Below are 18,915 nucleotides of genomic sequence, written 5' to 3' on the forward strand. Positions count from 1 at the left end.
AAAATGGCTAAGTCGCTAAACACTTGAGGGCGACCTTTCTTTGGCTGCTTGACCTTGGCTTTCCACTTAGCAATTGCATCCTCATCAATCCAGAAGGTAAGTGAACCGCGGTTGATTAAGGCTTGGTTGTATTGCTTCCAGTTGGTTGTTTTATAGCGAGGTTTTGACACGGTTGATGGGTAAGTTGATAGGCGATGCCGATCAGATCAGCGGCTACGGCTTTAGTTCAACCGATTTAGGAAACAAAGCCACCACCAATATAACGTTCGTTAGTATATTGCATATGCGTGAGGCGAATATCTAACCAATCTTTGTTGAATTGAACAACAATACCGCCTATATCCTTCCATACTTCTCGGGTATTTTCGAGGAAGAAAAAATCAGATAAAAGCTTATTAGGTTCGCTATCTTCGCTACCGTAATAAACTTGTCCAGACATAGTCCAGTCGCCAATTAAATAGTTATATAAGGCGCTGACACCTGTGTAGTTAAATATTTGCCATGTGTAGTTATCTGCGGGTGGACGTATCCAAGGATAAGCATATCCAACATCAAAAAAGTCACTGTAATAGTAGAGCGGTAAGCGTTTTTTACCTCCTTGTACTGTCCAATGATCATTGATCTCATAGGACAGATAAGCCCATTCAAAACTTGCCGAAAAGTCATCAGCCCCCCGAGAAACAACCTGTGCAGTGGCAGATAAACCTTCGAGCAAATCCGCTGAGAATTGAATACCAAATAAGGTATCGGGTTTGAAACTAATATCTTCATCATAGGCGCCAACGAGTGGATAGTCGGCGAGAAAGGTGGGGCCTAAATCAAACTCTGCAACGCCCGAACCTTCGAGAACTTGACCAGCAACAACTGAAGCAAAACCTGAAATGTTGACTTCTGCATAAGCGGTGGAGCTGAGCAAAAGTGAGCAAAGACCTAATGAAAGCTTATGTTTCATAAAAAAGCCCTTTAAGTGAGTATATTCGTTTTTAAGCCTAGAACAGGTACAAACATACGCAAACTTTTATTAAACATTTTTGCAACATAGTGGTCTGACTCCCATTTTGAAAGATAAGTTTGATATTTTATGAGTAAAAAGCGTTAGGTAATTCGAGCTAACTTAAGTCAAAACTGTAAGTTCAATATTCTAAATTTGGAATGATTACTCAGCCATACCATTAAACTGTTCAGGTGAGACTGTGATCTCCCTGAAAACTGTTTCGAAAATTTGCCAAAGAATATTACTGATTTTGCTAAATGAGAGACTCAAAGCTTGAGTGAAAAGTGGTGAGATAATTATCTTTATTAACAACATTAGCTAAAGCTAAATATGGTTGTTATTTAGCCTTTAGATTATAAAAATAACGCAATGGATACTTTTTTATTAAACTAAAATTGTTTTTTTTTACATAAAAATGCTCTAAATCTATCATTGATTATGCTTGTTAAGTCAACGTCGATATTTATTCCATTTTCATGTGTATGCCAGCGCTGGAGCATATTTTACTGAGTCTTTTTTTCCGATGTAGTGGTTTTATACTGTATGGTTAGCGGCTTGATTGCTGCACAGTGCTATAGCACCTATAATCTTGCTCTCTTATGTTGAGTTTCTCTTCTTCCTAAACATGATCCAATAAAAGGAATGTCATAATGCAAAGACGCAATTTTTTAAAAAGTGCGGCTATTTTGTCGACTGCGGGTTTTATCACGCCAGTACTGGCATCTTCCTCTAAATCGAGTGTCGTTGAACATAGCTCAAGCGATGGACGCCGCCGTTTTACCTTAACCAACACTTACCATCTTGTTGCCCCAGAAGGGTCTGAGGGTGTGGTTAAGTTGTGGATCCCTTTACCTGAAGACACGCAATTCCAACGGGTAAGTAAGTTGAATTTTACGGGCAGTTTTAAAGACGCCTATATCAGCTCAAACAACAGTTATGGCGCCAAAACCCTGTTTGCGACTTGGCCCGATGCCAAAGCGAACATGACAATAACGGTTGAGCTTGATATTGAAACGATAGATTGGGAACCCGTTAAAAGCGGCGCCTTAACCCATTACCGCACCCCAGAGCAGATACATTATCCTGCAGATGTTGAACGTTATTTGCTGCCGACTAAACACATGCCGCTTAATGGTATTGTGAAGCAAACAGCAGATAAGATCGTTGGCAGCGAGACTGAACCACTGAAGCAAGCACGACTGATTTATCTTTGGGTTAGCGCTAATATGTTTCGCGATAATAGCGTGATTGGCTGTGGTACGGGTGATGTAGCAAGTATCCTCGAAAGTGGTAAGTTAGGCGGTAAGTGTACCGATATTAACTCAGTATTTGTGGCGCTAATGCGCGCAGTGGGGATCCCTGCCCGTGAGATGTTTGGGATTCGCTTAGGTCAGGCTATCAAGATGGGCGAATATTCTAAAAAGGCCTTTGGTAGTGCTGATGACAAAGGGGTTGCCGATGTCAGTGGTGGTCAACATTGTCGCGCTATGTTCTATTTAGCGGGTTATGGTTGGTTGCCGGCCGATCCTGCTGATGTGACAAAAATGCGTTTGACGGAGAAAAAAGAACACAGCGATCCCGCAGTTCAGGCCGTGAATGATTACCTCTTTGGTAATTGGGAAATGAACTGGGTTGGCTTTAACTATGGCCGCGACTTTGATTTATACCCTACAGCCGAACAGACACCCCTGAATAACTTTGGCTACCCTTATGCCGAAGTTGATGGCGATCCCGTGAACTATTATGAGCCTAAAGTGTTTGCCTATGACTATCAGTCAACCGAACAACGCTAAGGGCCTCTTAGCGACTATGGCCGCCGCAGTGGTTGCTGCGGTTGCTTCAAGCCTATGCTGTATTGCACCGCTTATTTATTTGGTGTTCGGGGTGTCGGCCGCAAGTCTGTCGGGGATTGAGCAACTGAGCTGGCTGCAAGTGCCCATGTTGATACTGTCGACTGGGCTGATTCTGATGGGATTTTGGCGGCTCTATTTTGCTAAAAAGCCACTGTGTACAGCGACGTTGAGTCGTACTCAGATGCTGTGGCTGTACTGGTTAACTGTACCTGTTGTGCTGGCATTTCAGTCATATCCTTTTGTATTACCTTGGTTATTAGAGGTGCTTGAATGAAGTTAGTGTTATTTCTCGCCTTAAGTCTGTGTTCAGCGTCGAGCTGGGCGGCAAATGTGCTGGTCACCTTAGATGTTAAGGGCATGACTTGTCCGCTGTGTGTCACTGTCGTGAATAAAGCGCTGCGTAAAACCGATGGGGTGATTAAGGCCAAAGCTTCGTTAAAAACAGAGCAAGCCTTAGTGACAGTGCCAGAGGATTTTAATCTAGATAGTTTGCTTAAGGCCGTCGACGAAACTGGGTATAAGGGCAGTATTAATAAGGTAGAAAAACAATCCTAAGCGTTGGTGTCTTTAGTAACGGATTGAGCGACATTATAAAATATCAGTCTAGTTTTAAATGATTAGACTGATATTTCACCGAGAAAATACACTCTGTATCCCACCTGTTACTTCCTTCACTGCCTATTTTTTCCTTTGCGGGTCATTTCTTCGTTAGCTGTAATACACCTCGGGCTCGATACGACGTTGCCGCTCTTCATTTTTCTCCGATGATTCCTTAATCAGATCCAATTTTTGCGCTTGCAGTAATTCTAGTTGCTTGGCTTTTTGTTCTTCAGATAGATTTTCATCGGCGGCAACCTTCGCCATTTCTTCATCTATCTTATTAATTTTATCCCTATCGACTCCTGTACGGTTATCTAAAATAGCCTGCATGGCTTTGTCCAACCTGTTGATGCTTTTGTCTGGTTCAGGCGTGCCTGCAATGGCTTGCACATTACCCGTGTAGCCTTGTTTAGCGTTAGGGGCCAGATGGCTATAGGTATCGGCAGTCGTTACCGATGCTGCAGAGGAGAGCGTTACAGTATCTTGGCTTATTGATGACGTTAGATTCGCCGACGTCATTGAATTTGCACGAGTTCCTAGGCCATTTGTGCTCGGCTCGACTTGCTTGAGTGGCACATTGGCATAACTTTTCGCAAAGGTATTGGTATAACTATTAGGGTTAATTGTGCTCATATTCGACTCCTTATATATATATGAATCTGTCCCTTGGTCACCTGCGGTTTAAAATGTTGAGCGGTTAACTAATGGGTGTTGCTGGACGTTTCAATATTATTTGATGACAACTTTGCAATTTGAATTAGCAAGTTATAGGCCAAGTTAGGTTTATTTGTGGTTGATTTATCAGGAGTCACTGTTAAACGATACTTTTAAAAAAATATTTATACAAAAACTTGATCCTTGTACAACTATGGTCCGTAATTAAAGGCATAGTGATACAAGGAGTCGACTTATGTACAAGTTTAACCCGCAGCGAATTCAGATTGGGATCAGCGCTTGTCTATTGGGGGAGAAGGTTCGTTTTGATGGCGGACATAAAAATTCGACCTATTGTAATCAAGAGATTAAGCAATTTTTCGATTATGTGCCCATTTGTCCTGAAATGGCGATTGGCTTAGGTGCACCCCGGAAAAGTATCCGACTAGTCCGTGATGGGGAAACCATCTTAGTTCAGAGTGGTGACGGTAGCTTAGATGTGACCGATAAGCTCAATGAATACAGCGAAAACAAGGTTGAAGAGCTCGATTTCCTCGGCGGATACTTACTTTGCGCTAAGTCGCCAACCTGCGGCATGGAGCGGGTAACAGAGTATAAAATTGGCACTAACAATGGTTCTAAGTCTGGCATTGGTGTATTTGCTCGCAAGTTGATGGAACGATATCCACTATTGCCCGTGGAAGAAGAAGGCCGCTTGCATGACATGGTGCTGCGGGAGAACTTTTTCACCCGCGTTTATGCCTATCACGATTGGCACCTGATGAAACATGAAGGGCTGACTAAGCATAAGTTAGTGAAGTTTCATTCCCGCTATAAATACCTGTTAATGGCACACAGCCCGACATGGTATCGCGAGCTTGGGCCGATAGTGGCCAATATTGAGGATCTTGAGCAAAGCGCGACCCGCTACTTTGAAGGTTTTATGACGGCGCTGAAAATTAATGCGACCCGTAAAAATCATACCAGTACGCTGCAGCATATTCAGGGGTACTTTAAAAAGCATTTGAGCAAAGAGCAAAAGACAGAACTGTCTGAAGCGATTATGAAATATCGCCAAGGTCTATTGCCGTTATTAGTACCTATCACGCTCATTAACCATTATTTACGCGAATTTCCAACACCTTATATTGAAGAGCAAGTGTACTTAAACCCTCATCCTGAGGCGTTAAAGCTGCGCTATGCCTATTAACGTTTATCTAATCGCATTCAGTTGATTTTAGCTTTTGATTTAGTGAGTTATTACTGAAATATGAAACAAACTATAGAGAACACGGCCCACACAGAACCCAATGGTGAGATATTACTCCCCATCGGTGAAGTGTCCGCCTTAACGGGCGTGAATGCCGTGACCTTAAGGGCATGGCAGCGCCGTTTTGGCTTAGTGATCCCTGCACGTACACCCAAGGGACACAGATTATATACGAGCGAAAATATCCAAGAAATCCATGAGATTAATGCATGGCTGGCTAAAGGTGTTGCGATTAGTAAGGTTAAACCTTTGCTGATGAGTGCTGCTAAATCTTCATTTACAGAAATAGTTCAAACTCAAGCCATTGATTTATGGTGCGAGCAAGTCACTGCGCTTAATACGGCATTATTCGACTTCAATCAGCACAAATTACAGCAGATTTTAGATGATGCATTTGGCTTATATCCTTTCCAATTGGTGAAAGAAAAGTTGCTACAACCTTGGCTTAATCAACTCGAGGACTTAGTGAATGAGCGGCTTGATGCCGAGTTAATTATTGCTTGGTTAAAGAGCGAGTTACTTAACCGAGTGGGTGGACGTCATGCCTTTAATGGACAGGCCGTGACGGCGAGAATCGCTGTGGTGAGTCTATCCCGTGGAGCACATACCTCGCTTAATTCCACCCGCACTAACATTTTGTTTTCTCTACTTCTATCGCTCGAGTTAGCGTCGCTGCGGGTATCGGTTATTGATCTTGGCGAGCAAGCCATGGGCTGTTTACCTTTGCTGCGAGGCAGGCTTAACGTCGATGCACTTTTGCTTATTCCCGACTCAAATCATTCGGGTTCTGAACAGACTGAAATGCTGACTGTATTGGAACAAATGACTTTCCCATGCTGGTTTATGGGGCCTTTTGCGCCAACGTTAAGCTTTTTATCTGCTTTTTTGGCGTCTTCGACGACGGACTTGATTGGGAAAATGCCATCTCGTTTGGCGGGGAAGGTGAATAGAAGTCGTAAGCACAGTGGAAAGATGAATACCGTGAATCAAAGCGAGCAGATAAATAGCGAGAAAAACAATGACATTAGCTAACGATTCAATGCAAATAGATTCAATTCCAATAAAAGTGCAGGGCAATAATGCACTGATGTGGTTTCGCCAAGATTTACGCCTGGCCGATAATCAGGCATTAACCGCTGCTTGCGATTGGGCGCGGGAGAATGGCGTGGCACTTAAGGCCATTTATATTGCTACGCCAACCCAGTGGCAGCGCCATGACGTTGCGCCAATTCAGTTGGATTTTATCGAACGTCATATCAATTTACTTGCCCAAGGACTGGCGAGTCTTGGTATTGGATTCGAGTTAATTCAGTTAGATACCTTTGCTGATGTGCCAGCGTTTATCACTCATTACTGCCAGCAACAGGGTATTGGCCGTGTGTTTGCTGGCAGTGAGCCTGAGATTAACGAGCAACAGCGCGACCAAGCCTGTATTCAATCGGGTATTCCTCTAGTGTTAACCGAAGAACACTGTTTGCTTAAGCCGGGCACTGTGCTGAATTTATCCGGCGACATGTACAAGGTTTTCACTCCTTTTAGCCGTAAGTGGCGAGAAATTGCCGCCCGCCATGCCATTTTGCCGCTTCCAGTTCCGGCGCCACTTGGACCTGTGCTGGCCGAGCCAAAGCCGCTTTTGTTTAACAATGTCACTAAAGTGTCGAGTGAACTTTGGGCTGCGGGAGAAGGGCAGGCGAAGCGTTTGCTCTCGGCATTTATTCTGCAAAAAGTGCAGGATTATAAGCAAGATAGGGATTTCCCCGCCATTGATGGTACTAGCTCAATTTCACCCTATCTGGCCATTGGTGTGGTGAGCCCAAGACAATGCGTTGCCGCGCTGTTGCATCACTTCCCTGAGGTGATTGTTGACGACACTAGCCCTGCTCGTACTTGGTTAAATGAGCTTACTTGGCGTGAGTTTTACCGTCATTTGCTGGTGGCATTTCCCGATTTATCTAAGAATCACAATTTCAATCGTCAAGCCGACCATGTGCAGTGGCGCAATAACCCGCAGGAGTTTGCTGCTTGGTGTGAAGGTCGTACTGGCTATCCGATTGTGGATGCGGCTATGCGCCAACTCAATCAAACGGGTTGGATGCACAATCGGCTGCGTATGGTGGTGGCGAGTTTCCTGACTAAACATCTGCTGATTGACTGGCGCTGGGGCGAGCGCTATTTCCGCCAAAAACTGATTGATGGTGACTTAGCCGCGAATAATGGCGGCTGGCAGTGGTCTGCGGGTTGTGGCTGCGATGCTCAGCCTTATTTCCGTATTTTTAATCCTATAAGCCAGAGTGAAAAGTTTGATCCAGATGGCAGCTTTATCCGTAAGTATTTACCAGAGCTCGCATCTTGGGGAATTAAGCAATTACATCAACCCAGTACAGCGCAGACACCGTCCTTGTTTGAACCGCCGTTATTCAACACTAAAACGGCTTATCCAAGTGCGATTGTCGAGCACAGTGCAGCAAGAGCAAGGGCATTAACCGTATTAGGCGTATTGAAAAAGGCCACGGCCCAATAAATAGGATCAGGAGCAATAACAAGATGATAAACCAAGCGACGACTGAGACTAATACGCTTGTTGATGATTTTATTCAGCTTTATCAAGCTTTGAATAAAGATAACTTGCATCTGTTAGGTCGGGTTTACGACGACAGTATTAGTTTTACCGATCCTATGCATCAAATCACAGGGCTAGCGTCGTTAACTCAGTACTTCGCGAAGTTATATAAGAATGTTAAGCATATTCAGTTTGAGATCAAAGAAGTGCAGCAGGATGCGAACCAAGCCGCGCTGTTTTGGCAGATGCAATATTGCCACCCTAAGTTGAATAAAGGCGAACTTATCCGTGTTGACGGCATGAGTCAACTTAAGTTCGACGACAAGATTTATTTTCACAGGGATTACTTCGACTTAGGGCAAATGTTGTACGAGCATTTGCCTTGCATGGGCGGGCTTATCCGTTTGCTCAAAGATAGGGCGGCAAAATAATGAGCGCTGTTAAGCCATTGAAAATAAATACCGTGCTGATTACGGGTGCAAGCTCAGGCATTGGGCTGCGACTGGCTCAGGATTATTTAGCCTTAGGTTGGCATGTCATTGCCTGTGGCCGATCGCAAGAAAGGTTAGAGTCGTTAGCCTTGAATGAACTAGTCGGTGCTACGTTGTTTATCTTCGATATATCCCAGCGCGACCAAGTTCAACAAGCTGGCCAAAATGTAGCTGAGCTATTGGCGAAAACAGATTCTCAGCTCGATTTGGTCATTTTGAATGCGGGCAGTTGTGAATATATTGATGATGCTAAGGCTTTCGATGATGTGTTGTTCGAGCGCGTTATCCATACCAATCTAATTGCAATGGGATATTGCCTCGGGGCATTTTTACCTTTAATGCCAAGGGGTTCACGTATTGGCTTAATGAGTTCCAGCGCTATTTATTTACCTTTCCCTCGCGCTGAAGCTTACGGCGCCTCTAAAGCCGGCGTGCAGTATTTAGCCTCGAGTCTTGCGCTCGATCTTGCCAAGAACGACATAGGCGTGAGCTTGATTTGCCCTGGTTTTGTGGCGACACCACTGACCGCAAAAAATGATTTTTCTATGCCAATGCAAGTGAGTGTACAAACCGCTTCTAAGGCGATACGTAATGGGCTGAAAGGTGGCAAGCGCGAGATCCATTTTCCGCGACGCTTTACTTATCTATTGAAGTTGATGTCGTTTTTACCTGCCTTTGTGTGGCAAAAAATGATTGCAAACGATACTCAAGCCAAGCCGCTAAAGGACAATAGTTTATGAAAAATATCGCCATCATCGGCACCGGCATTTCTGGATTAACCTGTGGCCATCTATTAAGTGAGTCGCACAGGGTTACAGTGTTTGAGGCCAATGACTATATCGGCGGCCACACGGCGACAGTCGATGTGGAGCATCAAGGGCAAACCTACGCTATAGACACAGGTTTCATCGTGTTTAATGACAGAACATATCCACGATTTGAACGTTTATTGGCTCGCCTTAATGTCACCATATTACCGACTGAGATGAGTTTTAGCGTGCACAATGCGCTGACTGGGCTTGAATACAACGGCCACAATTTAGGTAGTTTGTTTGCCCAAAAGCGTAACCTCCTGAATCCACGCTTTTGGGCCTTTTTAAAAGAAATTTTGCGCTTCAATAAAGGCTGTAAGGCACTCTATCAACAGGATATTTATCCCGAAGGTAACTTAGGTGATTATTTAGACAATGAACACTTCTCACCATTTTTCGCTGAGCATTACATTTTGCCCATGGGCGCAGCGATTTGGTCTTCGAGCATAGAAGATATGCGCGCGTTTTCGTTGAAGTTTTTTATTCGTTTCTTCCAGCACCATGGTTTATTAAATGTCAGTGATAGACCCCAGTGGTATGTGCTAAAGGGGGGCTCGCGTAGCTATATTCCTGATCTTATTGCGCCCTTTAAAGACAATATCCGCCTTAACTCACCCGTGACAGGTATTGAGCGCCATGGCAATGGGGTGAAGTTACAAGTTCACGGTGAATGGTTGGAATTTGATGAGGTGATTTTAGCCTGTCATAGTGACCAAGCACTGCGGATGTTAAACGATCCTACGCCAACAGAACGCGCCATTTTAGGCGACCTCAGCTACCAGAATAACGATGTGGTGCTGCACATGGATACACGTATTTTACCGAAGCGAAAAGCCGCTTGGGCGAGTTGGAATTATAGGTTAGATGGTAACCTAAAACGTCCAGCGTCAGTGACTTATAACATGAACATACTGCAACAGTTGCCAGCCAATGCGCCGACCTTTTGTGTCACCTTGAATCAGTCAGAGTTGATTGATGAGGCGAAAGTGATACGCCGCTTCAATTATGCCCACCCAGTGTTTAACGAAGCCAGTCTTAAGGCTCAGGGCCGCCGTGAGGAAATATCCGGGCAAAATCATACCCATTTTGCTGGCGCCTATTGGCACAATGGTTTCCATGAAGATGGCGTTCGCAGTGCACTTGATGTGTGTGCCCATTTTGGTGTCAGCCTATGACAGGTTTAAATGTGACAGGTCTAAATATGACAGAGCTCAATAGCGGTATTTATTACGGCACTGTATCCCACAGCCGTTTTACGCCGATTAAACATAGTTTTAGTTATGCCATGGCGCTGTTGGCGATTGATTTAGATGAAGTCGATAAGATCAGTGCCATGGGGCGAGTTTTTGCCAGCCAGCGCCACGCTTTACTGAGATTCAATCCTAAAGACTATTTAACTTCTTTTACGACTACATCCAATGACAGCGGTGAAGTGGCTGTTGTCGATCCGAGCGCAGCTGCACTCAAGAGTCGCGTATTGACTCAAGTGGCAGCGTTAGGCGCAGATAAACTGTGCGATCGAGTTTTGTTTGTGGGTCAGATCCGTCATTTTGGCGTGTATTTTAGCCCAGTAAATTTCTACTTTTGTTATCAAGATCAAACGCCTTTATACATGTTGGCCGAGGTGAGTAACACGCCTTGGGATCAGCGCCATTGCTATTTAGTCGATTTAGCCGCGCCCAAACCTTCTGACAAAGTGTTTCACGTGTCTCCCTTTATGACTCTCGATATGCGTTATCTCTGGCATGTGTCTGCGCCGAGTGAAGACTTAAACATTGGTATTGAAAACAAGTCGATGCAAGAGAATGGCAAAAAACTGTTTAATGCCAATTTAGTGATGAAACGCCAACCGATCACGGCGGCCAATTTACGGACGCTTTTGTTTCGCTTCCCTTTTATGACTCTCAAGATCTTCTTCGGGATTTATTGGCAAGCGCTAAAACTCTTTTTTAAACGTGTGCCCTTTGTGCCGCATCCAGCTCAGATGGAGAAATAACATGGAAAATACGGCTTCGCAAACCTCAGTCACCACAGGGAAACTGCCCGACAGTATTGCGCGTAAAGTCTTGCTTAAGGCGCTGGAAAGTCTCCCACATGGCTGCTTGACCTTGGTTGAGGGCGACAAGAGTTATCGTTTTGGTGAGAGTCATACCGACTTGCACGCTACGCTTGTGGTTAAACACCCGAGTTTTTATCGTCAAATAATGCTTTCAGGCTCCATTGGTGCGGGTGAAGGTTATATTCAAGGCCATTGGACGAGCCCTGATCTCACCAAAGTCGTACAACTGTTTGCCCGTAATTTAGCCTTACTCGATAAGATTGAAGCCAAATTCTCTTGGTTAACTGGCACGATAAACCGTGTGAAGCATGTGCTGAATCGCAATTCTCAAGAGGGCTCAAAGCGGAATATTCTCGCCCACTATGATTTGGGTAATGCTATGTATGAGCAATTCCTCGACCGTGAAATGTTGTATTCCAGCGCGCTTTATCCACATGAGGAAGCCAGTTTGCAGGAAGCGCAGTTGTTTAAGCTGATGACTATTTGTGAACGACTCGATTTACAGCCAGGTCAAACCTTGCTTGAGATTGGTACAGGCTGGGGCGCGCTGGCTATTTATGCGGCTAAGCATTATGGCGTGCACGTGACAACAACAACGATTTCAGATGCGCAATATGCCTATACCAAAGCCCGTGTCGAACGCGAAGGGCTAAGCGATAAAGTGACGCTGTTGACAGAGGACTATCGCAATCTCACTGGAGAATACGACAGGGTTGTTTCTATCGAGATGATTGAAGCGGTAGGGCATGAGTATTTACCAGGCTTCTTTAAAAAGTTGGAAACATTGTTAAAACCCAATGGGCGCATGCTGCTACAGGCGATAACGATTGCCGATCAACGTTACGACAGTTATCGCAAAAGTGTGGATTTTATTCAGCGTTATATTTTCCCCGGTGGCTGCTTACCCTCAGTGAGCCAAATGGTCGGTCACATTGCTAAACAGACGGACATGGTGGTCTGGTCGCTCAATGATATGGGGCTCGATTACGCTAAAACCTTAAAACATTGGCATGAGAATTTTGATCATGCGATAGGCGAAATCCAAGCTTTAGGTTATGGCGATGATTTTATTCGGATGTGGAAATTTTACCTAAGTTATTGTGAAGGTGGATTTTTAGAACGTACCACAAGCACTGTGCATTTAGTGGCTGTGCGTCCGGACTATCGCATTGCTAGCCATCATCCCCCAAGCCATAGCCCTAATGCGATGTAATCTGTTTTGATTAAGCAGTCACTTTAGTGGAAATAACCATTTTCGTTGGAATGAGCCGCTTTGTTTGCAGCAAGATAAAAGTGAGGCAAAGATGAAGTCCATGTTAGCTAACTCTCGGGTTCCTTTTAAACATCAGGGCTTTATTCTCTATAACGCCTTGAGTTTTCAGGCTGTGTGGTGGTCTAGTGTACTTTGGCTTAACACCTCACTGTTGTTAACTATCCCTTTGTTATTATTTCACTTTATCCTGCTAGCTTCCTTAGGTAAGCCCGAGTATCGCAAAGTGGATTTGCTATTGATGCTAAAGGTTGCAGCCTTAGGAATAGGCGTCGATACCGTACTCTCTGTTTTAGGGGTGTTTGAGTTTGCTCTTTTCCCTTGGTGGCTTGGTTGCCTGTGGCTGCATTTTGCTTTGACCCTGAATCATAGCTTGGCCTTTATGCGACCTTTACCGCTGATATTTCAGGCGTTACTCGGGGGCATTTTTGGCGGGTTAAGCTATTTGGCTGGCGCACAATTTAATGCCGTGAGTTTGCCCTATGGCAATGTCATTTCTGCTGTGGTGTTATTTTTGGTTTGGCTAGTCTTGTTGCCATTTTTAACCCAACTTGCTAATCCCTATGGATTTAATCGAAGCACTAAAGCGCGTTTTTTTACTGTGTTTGGGCGTTAATTATTGAGTTGTAGGAATTGATCGCGGTTAAGTCATTATGCTGTTTTTAGTTAAGTACCAGTTGTAAGACATTATGCAGTAAAAGGGGGATCCCATGTCGTCAGTTCGTAATCGTAGCCCAAATCTTGGTTTTTCATTTTTGAACTCAAGCTGCTTAAGTCTATTGGCCCTTAGTTTATTGGCCGCACCTTTAAAAGCGTTAGAGGCGAAAACGCCTGATTTTGAAAATATTACTATCGAACTGAATGATGCCGCCGATGTGACGCAGACTTTTCAGGAAGTGGGCCGCGGGGAAATGGATTGGCTGTGGTTTAGTTTGTATAAGGCGAGACTGATGACGGTAAATGGCCGTTATCAACAGGGGCAATATCCTCTGCTGTTAGATATTGAATATTATCGAGATATTGAGTCAGAGGATTTGCTCGAAGCGACAAAAGATCAATGGAAGCATCTAGCGTTTGCCGAAAATGATATCCAACGTTGGTTGGGTTCATTAAATGCGACTTGGCCCGATGTGAAGCAGGGCGACCATTTAAGTTTTAAGGTGATAGATGGACAAACGAGTCAGTTTTTCTTTAATCATCAACCACTCGACATTATCCATGATGCTAATTTTGCTGAGGCATTTTTAGCGATTTGGTTATCGAAAGCTACTAGTCGTCCTGATTTGCGGGCGCAATTACTCGGAGAAAAACCATGCGATTGTTGAAACGGCTTGTCGGCCGAAAGTTATTTTTAGGTTTAATAATGATAGGGCTGTTGTCGAGTTGTTCATCGGTGGAAGTGACTGATTATAAAGATACTCATCCGACATTGGTTTTGGAGTCATTTTTTAATGGGCCATTAAAAGCCTCTGGGGTCGTACAAGATTTTAGTGGCAAAGTAATCCGCAAATTCAATGTCATTATGGAAGCCAGTTGGCAGGGAAGTGAGGGAGTCATTAATGAATGGTTTGTGTATGATGATGGTGAAACTCAAACTCGTGTGTGGCGCATCAAGGCACTAGGGGAAGGGCGATACTCAGGAACTGCAGGTGACATTATCGGTACTGCCGATGGCCAATCTAGCGGCAGTGCGCTACGTTGGAAATACGATATGTTATTGCCTGTGGATGGTGAGGAATATCAAGTTCATTTCGACGATTGGATGTTCTTAGTGAATGATAATACCATTATAAATCAGAGCGATATTATTAAGTTTGGCATCACAGTTGCTAAAGTCACTTTAGTTATTCAAAAATAGTCTCAGCAATTTTTAGTTAAGTTGGCTTACCCCAGCTTGTCTTGGATTAACTCTGTTGATTAAGACTTAAATTGGCTTAAACAGTATAGCTTGGCTAATAACCCCCTTTTTTCTGCATTAAAGTGTTGAAGTCAAACCAAAGTTGCAGTTAGGCATTTTTGCTAGTGGCATAAGTGATATATGGGGGTAAGGTTATTGCAACCCATTGTTAAAATTTAATTAATCTGAGCTTAAGTCTAAGTCTAAGTCTAAATAGATAGGGGGTAGTCGATGAAAAAACACGTTGTTTTATGGGGAGTATTTTTAAGTCTGTCGTTAACTGCTTGTTCATCTTTTGACTTTAAGTTTGAGGATCATTCTGAGAAACAAGTCGATCCTCATCAACCCGCAAGCGATCCTATGGTGCAAGATAATGAACGTCGTATTCGAGATGCGAGAAAAGACGGTCAGTTAGAATCCGATTTTCTAAAACCTAGGTATCCAGTTAAGTTTAAATAAGAAAATGCCTTAGGAACTCACTTCAACCTCAATACTTAACTATCAATAGCAAGTATTAAGGTTGTTAGGGGAGAGGCGAAGAACTAACCCGCTTGACGACTGTTATCTATCGATTTTTTGTCATAATATTCAAACGGAAACAGATTACGAATCCTTTGCTTTACATTGTCACTCACGTTGGCAGAAATATGTAAGCGTACATCTCCTGATTTTTCAGCCCTAACAGTACAAGTCAGTTTTTCTGTTTTAGCGATTTGGCGGCATTCCCGTTCGAATCGTTCGGGGATCTTGCCCTTATGCTGAGTCATACGGCCATCTTTAAAATGCATTTCAAAAATAGTCAGACCTTTCTTGCCACCAAATATCAGTTTGTAAACGAGAAATATACCAATAGCGACAAAAATGAGTTTGAAAATATCGGCTGTCATAACGTCTCCTATCTTATGTTTATAGAACCAAGATACTCCCGAGTTAGTTGTTTTAACAGTGCGCTAACGCGCAATTTTGAATTGGCAATAAAATGATTCCAGCCTAGACTTAACTGGCTAAGGAAAAGTAACCCCTCAGTTAAGGAAAACGCCATGTACTTATCAAATGCAGATCGTTGGTCATTATTGTGTAAGAAGCAAATCGATGTTATCGAAAAACTTGCTACACATTTCCCCGAGAGAAAAGCACATCTAAGTGAGCTCACTCAAGGGTGGCGCCATGTTCAACATCAAGTTCAAGCAGGTGATAGGCCTATGCCACTCGAGCTCATCAAATAAGCACGATTGAGTCATTTGGAACTAGATAGTTTGTATAAGAACGCAAAGCCACTCAATAATGAGTGGCTTTTTTATATGGCGAATATAAAACTATCATTTATAGGGGTAAAGGATTAAGTGATTGTCTGTTGCATGAAGTCAATAAATTATCTTAACGCTCGATTTGAACGTTTATTGTGCCAGTATTGAGGGTGCTATTGTTATTATTGAGGGAAGTTCGTTGTGTTTTGCTTTGAAACACTTCAAATTTCAGATACAAAAAACAGATACAAAAAAGCCACTCATTGAGTGGCTTCGTTGTTTATATGGTGCCGGCACCAAGAGTCGAACTCGGGACCTGCTGGAATTATCGAGAGTAAGTCAGTTGCGCTTTGTACTGAACACTTCAAATTTCAGATACAAAAAAGCCACTCACTGAGTGGCTTCATTGTTTATATGGTGCCGGCACCAAGAGTCGAACTCGGGACCTACTGATTACAAGTCAGTTGCTCTACCAACTGAGCTATGCCGGCGTAAAGCACAGTAATAAACCCAATCGAATTCATTACCTTAAAATTGGTGCCCGAACCCGGAATCGAACCAGGGACACGAGGATTTTCAATCCTCTGCTCTACCGACTGAGCTATTCGGGCAACTAAACTAAGCGTTAGTTAACTACTTTGAACTAAGTCGTGAAGACCTTGTTCGTTCGAAGTGCGCGTATAATATAGTGCTCGCTTTAGCTGTGCAAGCCCTTTTTAAGTGACTGATTAACTATTAAACAAAATGCGCTTATTTATTTGATTCTTTCGTTTTACCCTTATTTTACCGCTGAAAGTTTCAGCACTTTAACGCCAGTAGGTGTTCCTTTTGGCTGTTTATCCTAACTTCCTCATTTATTTATCTTCTATTTTGGAGAGAAAAATTAAGGTTTAAGCTCATCTGTTGCAAGCAAGTGGCAGTGGGGCGCAGTGGGTATTGTTGAGCTTTGATTGATGGCTGGCTGATATTTATGGGGTGTAACTAAGCGGAGCAACTAAGAGTAAGCGAGTGGCTTCATTGTTTTATATAGTGCCAGCGGCACCAAGAGTCTAACTCGGGACCTACTGATATTATCAAGAGTAAGTCAGTTGCGATTGGCCACAGACTTTGTGAGTTTTTATTCAAATTTCAGATACAAAAAAGCCACTCATTGAGTGGCTTCATTGTTTTATATGGTGCCGGCACCAAGAGTCGAACTCGGGACCTACTAGTATTATCAAGAGTAAGTCAGTTGCGATTGATCACAGACTTTGTTGGTTATTATTCAAATTTCAGTTACAAAAAGCTACTCAATGAGTGGCTTCGTTGCTTTATATGGTGCCGGCACCAAGAGTCGAACTCGGGACCTACTGGTATTATCAAGAGTAAGTCAGTTGCGATTGACCACAGACTTTGTTGGTTATTATTCAAATTTCAGATACAAAAAAACCACTCATTGAGTGGCTTCATTGTTTTATATGGTGCCGGCACCAAGAGTCGAACTCGGGACCTACTGATTACAAGTCAGTTGCTCTACCAACTGAGCTATGCCGGCTTAAATCTTTACTGCAACTTTTACTAAAGAATAATGGTGCCCGAACCCGGAATCGAACCAGGGACACGAGGATTTTCAATCCTCTGCTCTACCGACTGAGCTATTCGGGCAACTAAACTAAGCGTTAGTTAACTACTTTGAACTCGTTGGCTAAGCCGTATCGTTCGAAGTGCGGCTATATTAGCTAGGGTGTTTGACCTCTGCAAGTGCTTTTTCCTGATAAATCACTCGTTCGGCTGTTTAATGCACATCTTGGGTGTTTTTTATCTCTTATTTTGCGAATTCAGCTCAATTTCACTCGTTGGCTGTATTTTTCAAGTCAGAGGGATACTGATGTTTACTATAGCTTTGTGCTCACAGATCATGATTTTTGGCTTACTTTCTAAAATTTAGAAAGATATAAGCGATTTTTACTGATTTTAGTTTTTAAATTTAGATTTATGATAATGAATATTATTTCATGGATAGCATGAAGAAAACGCGAGTACGGAGTCGCAGTATGTTTCGAAATAGTCAGTTTGCTTATGGAATTACCGCCATTGTGACCCATTGGTTGAGTGCGTTCGTCGTGATTGGGTTATTTGCAGTCGGTGTGTGGATGGTGGAGTTAACCTACTACAGTACTTGGTACAAGACTGCGCCGCATCTACATAAAAGTATTGGGATTCTGTTATTGGCTGCGACAATATTTCGTTTGGTATGGCGCTTAGTTAATCCCAAGCTTGTACCTGAGGCGAGTCATAAACCGTGGGAAAAGACGGCCGCACATTTGGCGCATTTTATTATTTATATCTTGCTCTTTGTCATCATGACTGCTGGCATTTTAATCTCAACCGCAGATGGCCGTGGTATCTGGGTGTTTGATTGGTTTGAACTACCAGGATTGGGACTTTTGTTTGAAAACCAAGCTGATATCGCGGGTGATATTCACCAATATGCGGCTTACAGTTTGATCTCGCTGGTCGTTATTCACGCCGTGGGCGCATTAAAACATCACTTTATCGATAAAGACGCCACCCTACTTAGAATGATTAAATTGAAACGAGGATAATACAATGAAAAAGCAACTGTTAAGCGCACTGATTGGTGTATCTCTATTGGCTCCTGTGGCGGCTTCAGCTGCTGACTATGTGATTGATCATGAAGGCGCTCACGCTTCTATTACATTTAAAGTGAATCACTTAGGTTATAGCTATGTGGTGGGGCGTTTTAATGATTTTAGCGGCGATTTTAGCTACGATGCGGCTAAACCAACTGCGATGAAAGTGAATGTCACTGTGAATACATTAAGTGTCGATTCAAACCATGCTGAGCGTGACAAACATATTCGCGGTGAAGATTTCCTTAATACTGGCAAATTCGCTAAAGCGACCTTTGCATCTACTTCGGTGGAAGATAAAGGAAATGGCGATTTAGTGATTAACGGCAACTTAACTTTAAATGGTGTGACTAAACCATTAGCGATCAGGGCCCATGCTGTGGGTGAAGGTCAGGATCCTTGGGGGGGCTACCGTGCCGGTTTTACGGGCACAACCACCTTTGCGATGAAAGATTTCGGTATCAAGATGGATTTAGGTCCAGCATCTAGCCATGTTGAGTTAGATCTAGTGGTTGAAGGCGTGCGTAAGTAACTCTTTATTCTGCCATTAGATAAACAAAAAGCGCCGAAAGGCG

Annotated in this window: 21 protein-coding genes, 4 tRNA genes and 1 pseudogene; 18 read left to right on the top strand and 8 right to left on the bottom strand. The window is 43.4% G+C overall.

All coding sequences use genetic code 11. The features are described 5' to 3' along the window. Both L5M28_RS12110 and L5M28_RS12115 read right to left on the bottom strand, forming a co-directional pair. The coding region (locus L5M28_RS12110) for a transposase (protein WP_263203170.1) at positions 1–170 on the bottom strand (170 nt) is incomplete at its 3' end. A gap of 80 nt (positions 171–250) precedes the next feature. Then, positions 251–952: pseudogene (locus L5M28_RS12115) on the bottom strand (porin); the annotation flags it as partial. A 692-nt stretch (positions 953–1,644) separates the two neighbouring features. On the opposite strand from L5M28_RS12115, the gene L5M28_RS12120 reads away from it, so the two are divergent. The 3 genes from L5M28_RS12120 to L5M28_RS12130 are packed head-to-tail and all read left to right on the top strand — an operon-like array spanning position 1,645 to position 3,402. Continuing rightward, complete coding sequence (locus tag L5M28_RS12120; RefSeq protein WP_263203428.1) at positions 1,645–2,787, top strand: transglutaminase-like domain-containing protein; 1,143 nt, start codon at positions 1,645–1,647, stop codon at positions 2,785–2,787. 16 nt (positions 2,788–2,803) lie between these two features. Beyond that, positions 2,804–3,121, top strand: coding sequence for a hypothetical protein (locus L5M28_RS12125; RefSeq protein WP_049821785.1), 318 nt, complete (start codon positions 2,804–2,806; stop codon positions 3,119–3,121). After that, on the top strand, positions 3,118–3,402 hold the full coding sequence (locus tag L5M28_RS12130) for a heavy-metal-associated domain-containing protein (RefSeq protein ID WP_028761311.1): 285 nt from the start codon (positions 3,118–3,120) through the stop codon (positions 3,400–3,402). Before L5M28_RS12125 ends, L5M28_RS12130 begins: the two co-directional genes overlap by 4 nt. A gap of 153 nt (positions 3,403–3,555) precedes the next feature. On the opposite strand, the gene L5M28_RS12135 is transcribed toward L5M28_RS12130, so the two are convergent. Beyond that, a complete protein-coding gene (locus L5M28_RS12135) occupies positions 3,556–4,080 on the bottom strand; it encodes a hypothetical protein (RefSeq protein ID WP_263203430.1) in 525 nt (174 codons plus the stop codon). Positions 4,081–4,357: 277 nt separating this feature from the next. Between L5M28_RS12135 and L5M28_RS12140 the strand changes: the two genes are divergently transcribed. The 12 genes from L5M28_RS12140 (at position 4,358) to L5M28_RS12195 (ending at position 14,919) form a co-directional block, all read left to right on the top strand. Next, positions 4,358–5,311: a YbgA family protein gene (locus L5M28_RS12140; protein ID WP_107946875.1), complete on the top strand. Its 954-nt coding sequence runs from the start codon at positions 4,358–4,360 to the stop codon at positions 5,309–5,311. A 60-nt stretch (positions 5,312–5,371) separates the two neighbouring features. Then, complete coding sequence (locus tag L5M28_RS12145; protein ID WP_263203431.1) at positions 5,372–6,403, top strand: MerR family transcriptional regulator; 1,032 nt, start codon at positions 5,372–5,374, stop codon at positions 6,401–6,403. After that, a complete protein-coding gene (gene phrB, locus L5M28_RS12150) occupies positions 6,390–7,892 on the top strand; it encodes a deoxyribodipyrimidine photo-lyase (RefSeq protein ID WP_263203433.1) in 1,503 nt (500 codons plus the stop codon). Before L5M28_RS12145 ends, phrB begins: the two co-directional genes overlap by 14 nt. Before the next feature lie 23 nt (positions 7,893–7,915). Further along, positions 7,916–8,362, top strand: a complete 447-nt coding sequence (locus L5M28_RS12155; RefSeq protein ID WP_173243599.1) for a nuclear transport factor 2 family protein — start codon at positions 7,916–7,918, stop codon at positions 8,360–8,362. After that, positions 8,362–9,162 (top strand): SDR family NAD(P)-dependent oxidoreductase, encoded by an 801-nt coding sequence (locus L5M28_RS12160; protein ID WP_173497571.1) that lies wholly within the window; start codon positions 8,362–8,364, stop codon positions 9,160–9,162. The genes L5M28_RS12155 and L5M28_RS12160 overlap by 1 nt, the downstream gene beginning before the upstream one ends. Beyond that, on the top strand, positions 9,159–10,409 hold the full coding sequence (locus tag L5M28_RS12165) for an NAD(P)/FAD-dependent oxidoreductase (protein WP_173497572.1): 1,251 nt from the start codon (positions 9,159–9,161) through the stop codon (positions 10,407–10,409). The genes L5M28_RS12160 and L5M28_RS12165 overlap by 4 nt, the downstream gene beginning before the upstream one ends. Further along, positions 10,406–11,230, top strand: a complete 825-nt coding sequence (locus L5M28_RS12170; protein WP_173497573.1) for a DUF1365 domain-containing protein — start codon at positions 10,406–10,408, stop codon at positions 11,228–11,230. The genes L5M28_RS12165 and L5M28_RS12170 overlap by 4 nt, the downstream gene beginning before the upstream one ends. 1 nt (position 11,231) lies before the next feature. Next, positions 11,232–12,506, top strand: coding sequence for an SAM-dependent methyltransferase (locus L5M28_RS12175; protein ID WP_173497574.1), 1,275 nt, complete (start codon positions 11,232–11,234; stop codon positions 12,504–12,506). 91 nt (positions 12,507–12,597) lie between these two features. Beyond that, positions 12,598–13,179: a DUF2878 domain-containing protein gene (locus L5M28_RS12180; RefSeq protein WP_263203435.1), complete on the top strand. Its 582-nt coding sequence runs from the start codon at positions 12,598–12,600 to the stop codon at positions 13,177–13,179. Between the two features lie 94 nt (positions 13,180–13,273). Continuing rightward, positions 13,274–13,888, top strand: a complete 615-nt coding sequence (locus L5M28_RS12185) for a chalcone isomerase family protein (RefSeq protein WP_173497576.1) — start codon at positions 13,274–13,276, stop codon at positions 13,886–13,888. Continuing rightward, the gene (locus L5M28_RS12190) at positions 13,876–14,421 is read left to right on the top strand and encodes a DUF3833 domain-containing protein (RefSeq protein ID WP_105251860.1); all 546 of its coding nucleotides are present in this window, start codon (positions 13,876–13,878) and stop codon (positions 14,419–14,421) included. The genes L5M28_RS12185 and L5M28_RS12190 overlap by 13 nt, the downstream gene beginning before the upstream one ends. 270 nt (positions 14,422–14,691) lie before the next feature. Further along, the gene (locus L5M28_RS12195) at positions 14,692–14,919 is read left to right on the top strand and encodes a hypothetical protein (protein WP_113939410.1); all 228 of its coding nucleotides are present in this window, start codon (positions 14,692–14,694) and stop codon (positions 14,917–14,919) included. Between the two features lie 83 nt (positions 14,920–15,002). Here L5M28_RS12195 and L5M28_RS12200 read toward each other — a convergent pair whose 3' ends face one another. Next, complete coding sequence (locus tag L5M28_RS12200; RefSeq protein WP_105251862.1) at positions 15,003–15,347, bottom strand: DUF3634 family protein; 345 nt, start codon at positions 15,345–15,347, stop codon at positions 15,003–15,005. 153 nt (positions 15,348–15,500) lie between these two features. Between L5M28_RS12200 and L5M28_RS12205 the strand changes: the two genes are divergently transcribed. After that, entirely contained in the window at positions 15,501–15,686 is a 186-nt protein-coding gene (locus L5M28_RS12205) for a hypothetical protein (protein ID WP_105251863.1), read from the top strand. A 436-nt stretch (positions 15,687–16,122) separates the two neighbouring features. Here L5M28_RS12205 and L5M28_RS12210 read toward each other — a convergent pair. The 4 genes from L5M28_RS12210 to L5M28_RS12225 form a co-directional block, all read right to left on the bottom strand. Further along, positions 16,123–16,198: transfer RNA gene (locus L5M28_RS12210), tRNA-Thr, on the bottom strand. A 44-nt stretch (positions 16,199–16,242) separates the two neighbouring features. Beyond that, positions 16,243–16,318 (bottom strand) — tRNA-Phe (locus tag L5M28_RS12215). Positions 16,319–17,165: 847 nt separating this feature from the next. Beyond that, positions 17,166–17,241: transfer RNA gene (locus L5M28_RS12220), tRNA-Thr, on the bottom strand. A 34-nt stretch (positions 17,242–17,275) separates the two neighbouring features. After that, positions 17,276–17,351 (bottom strand) — tRNA-Phe (locus tag L5M28_RS12225). A 389-nt stretch (positions 17,352–17,740) separates the two neighbouring features. On the opposite strand from L5M28_RS12225, the gene L5M28_RS12230 reads away from it, so the two are divergent. Further along, entirely contained in the window at positions 17,741–18,292 is a 552-nt protein-coding gene (locus L5M28_RS12230; protein ID WP_173243621.1) for a cytochrome b, read from the top strand. A 4-nt stretch (positions 18,293–18,296) separates the two neighbouring features. Continuing rightward, positions 18,297–18,872 carry a YceI family protein gene (locus L5M28_RS12235; RefSeq protein ID WP_173243624.1) on the top strand — a complete coding sequence of 192 codons (576 nt, stop codon included), beginning with the start codon at positions 18,297–18,299 and terminating at the stop codon, positions 18,870–18,872. Positions 18,873–18,915 lie beyond the last annotated feature (43 nt).

This window comes from Shewanella sp. SW32, assembly GCF_025653365.1.
Classification (GTDB): domain Bacteria; phylum Pseudomonadota; class Gammaproteobacteria; order Enterobacterales; family Shewanellaceae; genus Shewanella; species Shewanella oncorhynchi.

Coding starts and splice junctions, on each gene's coding strand:
- L5M28_RS12120 (WP_263203428.1), top strand. CDS start 1,645: ATGCAAAGACGCAATTTTTTAAAAAGTGCGGCTATTTTGTCGACTGCG.
- L5M28_RS12125 (WP_049821785.1), top strand. CDS start 2,804: ATGGCCGCCGCAGTGGTTGCTGCGGTTGCTTCAAGCCTATGCTGTATT.
- L5M28_RS12130 (WP_028761311.1), top strand. CDS start 3,118: ATGAAGTTAGTGTTATTTCTCGCCTTAAGTCTGTGTTCAGCGTCGAGC.
- L5M28_RS12135 (WP_263203430.1), bottom strand. CDS start 4,080: ATGAGCACAATTAACCCTAATAGTTATACCAATACCTTTGCGAAAAGT.
- L5M28_RS12140 (WP_107946875.1), top strand. CDS start 4,358: ATGTACAAGTTTAACCCGCAGCGAATTCAGATTGGGATCAGCGCTTGT.
- L5M28_RS12145 (WP_263203431.1), top strand. CDS start 5,372: ATGAAACAAACTATAGAGAACACGGCCCACACAGAACCCAATGGTGAG.
- phrB (WP_263203433.1), top strand. CDS start 6,390: ATGACATTAGCTAACGATTCAATGCAAATAGATTCAATTCCAATAAAA.
- L5M28_RS12155 (WP_173243599.1), top strand. CDS start 7,916: ATGATAAACCAAGCGACGACTGAGACTAATACGCTTGTTGATGATTTT.
- L5M28_RS12160 (WP_173497571.1), top strand. CDS start 8,362: ATGAGCGCTGTTAAGCCATTGAAAATAAATACCGTGCTGATTACGGGT.
- L5M28_RS12165 (WP_173497572.1), top strand. CDS start 9,159: ATGAAAAATATCGCCATCATCGGCACCGGCATTTCTGGATTAACCTGT.
- L5M28_RS12170 (WP_173497573.1), top strand. CDS start 10,406: ATGACAGGTTTAAATGTGACAGGTCTAAATATGACAGAGCTCAATAGC.
- L5M28_RS12175 (WP_173497574.1), top strand. CDS start 11,232: ATGGAAAATACGGCTTCGCAAACCTCAGTCACCACAGGGAAACTGCCC.
- L5M28_RS12180 (WP_263203435.1), top strand. CDS start 12,598: ATGAAGTCCATGTTAGCTAACTCTCGGGTTCCTTTTAAACATCAGGGC.
- L5M28_RS12185 (WP_173497576.1), top strand. CDS start 13,274: ATGTCGTCAGTTCGTAATCGTAGCCCAAATCTTGGTTTTTCATTTTTG.
- L5M28_RS12190 (WP_105251860.1), top strand. CDS start 13,876: ATGCGATTGTTGAAACGGCTTGTCGGCCGAAAGTTATTTTTAGGTTTA.
- L5M28_RS12195 (WP_113939410.1), top strand. CDS start 14,692: ATGAAAAAACACGTTGTTTTATGGGGAGTATTTTTAAGTCTGTCGTTA.
- L5M28_RS12200 (WP_105251862.1), bottom strand. CDS start 15,347: ATGACAGCCGATATTTTCAAACTCATTTTTGTCGCTATTGGTATATTT.
- L5M28_RS12205 (WP_105251863.1), top strand. CDS start 15,501: ATGTACTTATCAAATGCAGATCGTTGGTCATTATTGTGTAAGAAGCAA.
- L5M28_RS12230 (WP_173243621.1), top strand. CDS start 17,741: ATGTTTCGAAATAGTCAGTTTGCTTATGGAATTACCGCCATTGTGACC.
- L5M28_RS12235 (WP_173243624.1), top strand. CDS start 18,297: ATGAAAAAGCAACTGTTAAGCGCACTGATTGGTGTATCTCTATTGGCT.